Here is a 5,684-nt window from a genome sequence, read left to right as displayed (position 1 = left end):
TGCTATAGTTGCGGTCTTCGCTGATTGCGGCGGTGCTCTGAAGGGGTGCTGAGGTAGTTGGATGGAGGTGGTGAGGTGAAGAAGAAATTTGTTGAGTGATTTGACGGTTCTTCGAAATCTGTGCTACAGTCTAGGGCTTCGCTGATCGCGGCGGGGTTAAGAAAAAACGGATCAGATTCTGGTTTGTTTTAGTTGGATCTTTAACAAGATACAGCCGATAAGCGTGGGCATTTGGCGAGATTGCAAGTTCTTCGGAACAAAGTGCAATGCACTGAATGCTCATGAGAAGTGAAGTTCACTTCAATTTCGAATGAGTAGCTCGAAAGAGCAAAAAATTCAAGATCGAACTATAGAGTTTGATCCTGGCTCAGATTGAACGCTGGCGGCATGCCTTACACATGCAAGTCGAACGGTAACAGGTTAAGCTGACGAGTGGCGAACGGGTGAGTAATACATCGGAACGTGCCCAGACGTGGGGGATAGCTCGGCGAAAGCCGGATTAATACCGCATAAGCTCTGAGGAGGAAAGCGGGGGACCGTAAGGCCTCGCGCGTTTGGAGCGGCCGATGGCAGATTAGGTAGTTGGTGGGGTAAAGGCTTACCAAGCCTACGATCTGTAGCTGGTCTGAGAGGACGACCAGCCACACTGGGACTGAGACACGGCCCAGACTCCTACGGGAGGCAGCAGTGGGGAATTTTGGACAATGGGCGCAAGCCTGATCCAGCAATGCCGCGTGCAGGATGAAGGCCTTCGGGTTGTAAACTGCTTTTGTACGGAACGAAAAGGCGCCTACTAATACTGGGTGTTGATGACGGTACCGTAAGAATAAGCACCGGCTAACTACGTGCCAGCAGCCGCGGTAATACGTAGGGTGCGAGCGTTAATCGGAATTACTGGGCGTAAAGCGTGCGCAGGCGGTGTTGTAAGACAGTTGTGAAATCCCCGGGCTCAACCTGGGAACTGCATCTGTGACTGCAATGCTGGAGTGCGGCAGAGGGGGATGGAATTCCGCGTGTAGCAGTGAAATGCGTAGATATGCGGAGGAACACCGATGGCGAAGGCAATCCCCTGGGCCTGCACTGACGCTCATGCACGAAAGCGTGGGGAGCAAACAGGATTAGATACCCTGGTAGTCCACGCCCTAAACGATGTCAACTGGTTGTTGGGTCTTTACTGACTCAGTAACGAAGCTAACGCGTGAAGTTGACCGCCTGGGGAGTACGGCCGCAAGGTTGAAACTCAAAGGAATTGACGGGGACCCGCACAAGCGGTGGATGATGTGGTTTAATTCGATGCAACGCGAAAAACCTTACCCACCTTTGACATGTACGGAAGTTGCCAGAGATGGCTTCGTGCTCGAAAGAGAGCCGTAACACAGGTGCTGCATGGCTGTCGTCAGCTCGTGTCGTGAGATGTTGGGTTAAGTCCCGCAACGAGCGCAACCCTTGCCATTAGTTGCTACGAAAGGGCACTCTAATGGGACTGCCGGTGACAAACCGGAGGAAGGTGGGGATGACGTCAAGTCCTCATGGCCCTTATAGGTGGGGCTACACACGTCATACAATGGCTGGTACAGAGGGTTGCCAACCCGCGAGGGGGAGCTAATCCCATAAAACCAGTCGTAGTCCGGATCGCAGTCTGCAACTCGACTGCGTGAAGTCGGAATCGCTAGTAATCGCGGATCAGCTTGCCGCGGTGAATACGTTCCCGGGTCTTGTACACACCGCCCGTCACACCATGGGAGCGGGTTCTGCCAGAAGTAGTTAGCCTAACCGCAAGGAGGGCGATTACCACGGCAGGGTTCGTGACTGGGGTGAAGTCGTAACAAGGTAGCCGTATCGGAAGGTGCGGCTGGATCACCTCCTTTCTGGAAAATGGCAATTAAGCCAAATGCTCACACTTATCGGTTGTTGGAAGGTTGTCGCCAACGATCAGGCTTGCTTGATTGAAGCGACCGGCTTGGGTCTGTAGCTCAGTTGGTTAGAGCACCGTCTTGATAAGGCGGGGGTCGTTGGTTCGAGACCAACCAGACCCACCATCCCGTTCCATCGAACTGGGGGATTAGCTCAGCTGGGAGAGCACCTGCTTTGCAAGCAGGGGGTCGTCGGTTCGATCCCGTCATCCTCCACCAATAACATCAACATCAAAGCGGCTTCGTTCAGATACTGTACGAGGCCTCTTTGATGTTGGTCGATATAAATCGATCAACAACGAGTCGCGAGACTCACGGCTGTTCTTTAACAATTTATAGAGTCGAATCAGCGTTGTTAACGGAAAGGATAGAAATATCCACCGTGCCGTTAACAACAATTTTGATTGCGTCAAAACGAACGAACTTTGTTTGTTCAAGTAATGACGAATCGTTCTCTGACATGCTGGGCAGCAATGCTTGGCGTAGTCGAAGAATCATTCACATTACGGCATAACGCGCCAGGTGAAAGACCTGGCAAGTCCTTGATTAGCTTTGGGTACTCGTGAGAGTGGTCAAAGTTATAGGGTCAAGTGACTAAGAGCATGTGGTGGATGCCTTGGCAATGATAGGCGACGAAGGACGTGATAGCCTGCGATAAGCTTCGGGGAGCTGGCAAATAAGCTTTGATCCGGAGATTTCCGAATGGGGAAACCCACCTGCAAAGGTATCGCACACTGAATACATAGGTGTGCGAGGCGAACCGGGTGAACTGAAACATCTCAGTAGCTCGAGGAAAAGACATCAACCGAGATTCCGAAAGTAGTGGCGAGCGAAATCGGAGAAGCCTGTTAGTGATAGCACGACTCTTAGCGGAACGGTCTGGAAAGGCCGGCTATAGAAGGTGATAGTCCTGTACGCGAAAAGAGACGTGTGGTACTGAGCTAACGAAAAGTAGGGCGGGACACGTGTAATCCTGTCTGAATATGGGGGGACCATCCTCCAAGGCTAAATACTCATCATTGACCGATAGTGAACTAGTACCGTGAGGGAAAGGCGAAAAGAACCCCGGGAGGGGAGTGAAATAGATCCTGAAACCGCATGCTTACAAAAAGTAGGAGCCCGCAAGGGTGACTGCGTACCTTTTGTATAATGGGTCAGCGACTTACATTCAGTGGCAAGGTTAACCGAATAGGGAAGCCGTAGAGAAATCGAGTCCGAATAGGGCGAATTAGTCGCTGGGTGTAGACCCGAAACCAAGTGATCTATCCATGGCCAGGATGAAGGTGCCGTAACAGGTACTGGAGGTCCGAACCGACTAGTGTTGCAAAACTAGCGGATGAGCTGTGGATAGGGGTGAAAGGCTAAACAAACTTGGAAATAGCTGGTTCTCTCCGAAAACTATTTAGGTAGTGCCTCAAGTATTACCGTCGGGGGTAGAGCACTGTTTTGGCTAGGGGGTCATGGCGACTTACCAAACCAAGGCAAACTCCGAATACCGACGAGTACAGCTTGGGAGACAGAGCACCGGGTGCTAACGTCCGGACTCAAGAGGGAAACAACCCAGACCGCCAGCTAAGGTCCCTAAAATTGGCTAAGTGGGAAACGAAGTGGGAAGGCTAAAACAGTCAGGATGTTGGCTTAGAAGCAGCCATCATTTAAAGAAAGCGTAATAGCTCACTGATCGAGTCGTCCTGCGCGGAAGATGTAACGGGGCTAAGCCAGTTACCGAAGCTGCGGATTTGCACGCAAGTGCAAGTGGTAGGAGAGCGTTCTGTAAGCCTGTGAAGGTGGCTTGTAAAGGCTGCTGGAGGTATCAGAAGTGCGAATGCTGACATGAGTAGCGTTAAAGGGGGTGAAAAGCCCCCTCGCCGTAAGCGCAAGGTTTTCTACGCAACGTTCATCGGCGTAGAGTGAGTCGGCCCCTAAGGCGAGGCAGAGATGCGTAGCTGATGGGAAACAGGTCAATATTCCTGTACCGATCAATAGTGCGATGTGGGGACGGAGAAGGTTAGCTCAGCCAACTGTTGGATGTTGGTTCAAGCCTGTAGTCGTGCCTGGTAGGCAAATCCGCCGGGCTTAGATGAGGGGTGATAACGAGTCTGCTTGCAGACGAAGTGAGTGATACCCTGCTTCCAGGAAAAGCCACTAAGCTTCAGCTATTGACGACCGTACCGCAAACCGACACTGGTGCGCGAGATGAGTATTCTAAGGCGCTTGAGAGAACTCAGGAGAAGGAACTCGGCAAATTGACACCGTAACTTCGGGAGAAGGTGTGCCCTCAGTAGGTGAACCTGTACAAGGGGAGCCCAAAGGGGTTGCAAAGAATCGGTGGCTGCGACTGTTTATTAAAAACACAGCACTCTGCAAACACGAAAGTGGACGTATAGGGTGTGACGCCTGCCCGGTGCTGGAAGATTAAATGATGGGGTGCAAGCTCTTGATTGAAGTCCCAGTAAACGGCGGCCGTAACTATAACGGTCCTAAGGTAGCGAAATTCCTTGTCGGGTAAGTTCCGACCTGCACGAATGGCGTAACGATGGCCACACTGTCTCCTCCTGAGACTCAGCGAAGTTGAAATGTTTGTGATGATGCAATCTCCCCGCGGAAAGACGGAAAGACCCCATGAACCTTTACTGTAGCTTTGTATTGGACTTTGAACGGATCTGTGTAGGATAGGTGGGAGGCTTTGAAGCAGGGTCGCTAGATCTTGTGGAGCCAACGTTGAAATACCACCCTGGTGCGTTTGAGGTTCTAACCTGGATCCCTTATCGGGATTGGGGACAGTGCATGGTAGGCAGTTTGACTGGGGCGGTCTCCTCCCAAAGCGTAACGGAGGAGTTCGAAGGTACGCTAGTTACGGTCGGACATCGTGACGATAGTGCAATGGCATAAGCGTGCTTAACTGCGAGACTGACAAGTCGAGCAGATGCGAAAGCAGGACATAGTGATCCGGTGGTTCTGTATGGAAGGGCCATCGCTCAACGGATAAAAGGTACTCTGGGGATAACAGGCTGATACCGCCCAAGAGTTCATATCGACGGCGGTGTTTGGCACCTCGATGTCGGCTCATCTCATCCTGGGGCTGTAGCCGGTCCCAAGGGTATGGCTGTTCGCCATTTAAAGAGGTACGTGAGCTGGGTTTAAAACGTCGTGAGACAGTTTGGTCCCTATCTTCCGTGGGCGCTGCAGATTTGAGGAAGCCTGCTCCTAGTACGAGAGGACCGGAGTGGACACACCTCTGGTGTACCGGTTGTCACGCCAGTGGCATCGCCGGGTAGCTATGTGTGGAAGAGATAACCGCTGAAAGCATCTAAGCGGGAAACTCGTTTCAAGATGAGATCTGCCGGGGCCTTGAGCCCCCTAAAGAGTCGTTCAAGACCAGGACGTTGATAGGCTGGGTGTGGAAGCGCAGTAATGCGTTAAGCTAACCAGTACTAATTGCTCGTGCGGCTTGACCCTATAACTTTGATCTCAATGCAGATCAAATGACGGTTATGCCAACGCTACACACCGTGTAGCGCTTTGACAGCAATCAAAATAAAAGCTGATTCAAGCTCTATAAATTGGTCCGTCTGACCCAGTCAGATAGACAAAAAGTTATGCCTGATGACCATAGCGAGGTGGTCCCACTCCTTCCCATCCCGAACAGGACAGTGAAACGCCTCTGCGCCGATGATAGTGCGGGTTCCCGTGTGAAAGTAGGACATCGTCAGGCTCCTATAGCCTCAGACCGCCCTCTCGGATAACCTCCGACGAGGGCGTTTCTGTTTT

Annotated in this window: 2 tRNA genes and 3 rRNA genes; all 5 read left to right on the top strand. The window is 51.8% G+C overall.

The window, feature by feature from the left end:
• Window positions 1-344: 344 nt before the first annotated feature.
• The 5 genes from AZ34_RS17445 (at window position 345) to rrf (ending at window position 5,628) form a co-directional block, all read left to right on the top strand.
• Window positions 345-1,868 (top strand): 16S ribosomal RNA (locus AZ34_RS17445).
• A 94-nt stretch (window positions 1,869-1,962) separates the two neighbouring features.
• Window positions 1,963-2,039, top strand: a tRNA-Ile gene (locus tag AZ34_RS17440).
• A 17-nt stretch (window positions 2,040-2,056) separates the two neighbouring features.
• Window positions 2,057-2,132: transfer RNA gene (locus AZ34_RS17435), tRNA-Ala, on the top strand.
• Window positions 2,133-2,497: 365 nt separating this feature from the next.
• Window positions 2,498-5,372, top strand: a 23S ribosomal RNA gene (locus AZ34_RS17430).
• Between the two features lie 143 nt (window positions 5,373-5,515).
• A 5S ribosomal RNA gene (gene rrf, locus AZ34_RS17425) occupies window positions 5,516-5,628 on the top strand.
• Together the 16S, 23S and 5S rRNA genes with 2 tRNA genes alongside form the textbook arrangement of a ribosomal RNA operon.
• Window positions 5,629-5,684 lie beyond the last annotated feature (56 nt).

This window comes from Hylemonella gracilis str. Niagara R (assembly GCF_000600295.1).
Taxonomy (GTDB): domain Bacteria; phylum Pseudomonadota; class Gammaproteobacteria; order Burkholderiales; family Burkholderiaceae_C; genus Hylemonella; species Hylemonella gracilis_A.
This window is presented reverse-complemented; position numbering and strand designations above follow the sequence as displayed.